This window comes from Brevibacillus sp. MER 51, from assembly GCF_023714195.1.
Taxonomy (GTDB): Bacteria; Bacillota; Bacilli; order Brevibacillales; family Brevibacillaceae; genus Brevibacillus.
This window is the reverse complement of the sequence record NZ_JAMAUS010000054.1, coordinates 1-464: the sequence shown is the minus strand read 5'-3', so window position 1 is coordinate 464 and position 464 is coordinate 1. Positions and strand designations below refer to the sequence as shown.

Below are 464 nucleotides of genomic sequence, written 5' to 3'. Positions count from 1 at the left end.
ACGTGGTTTGTTGCTGGAAAATTTGCTTGTGCGCAACATAACGCTGCCTGCCAGCGTGAGAGCTACGATAGAACAAAAAATTAATGCAGAGCAGGAAGCTCAAAAAATGCAGTTTGTGCTGCAAAAAGAACGGCAGGAAGCAGAACGCAAGCGTGTGGAAGCCCAAGGCATTGCCGATTACCAACGCATCATCAGTGAAAGTTTAACCGAGCGTCAGTTGCAATACGAAAGCATCAAGGCGCAGTTGGAAATTGCTAAATCGCAAAATGCAAAAATCATTATCATGGGCAGAGGCAACACACCGGTTATTCTGAATCCGAATGAGAAGTAGTGTTTTGCTTGATATTATTGGTTTAAAGGCTTTCGCCATAGCCTGAACAGATAATATACAAACCCTGCTGCAGAAAGGAATAACACCAAATAATACACCCAATTTCCCGTCGTTGGACCATCTTCATAAAACG

1 protein-coding gene is annotated in these 464 nt (G+C 43.3%); it reads left to right on the top strand.

The annotated features are described in order from the left end of the window. On the top strand, nucleotides 1-331 hold a 331-nt coding region (locus M3630_RS30585; protein WP_251254669.1), incomplete at its 5' end, for an SPFH domain-containing protein. Nucleotides 332-464 lie beyond the last annotated feature (133 nt).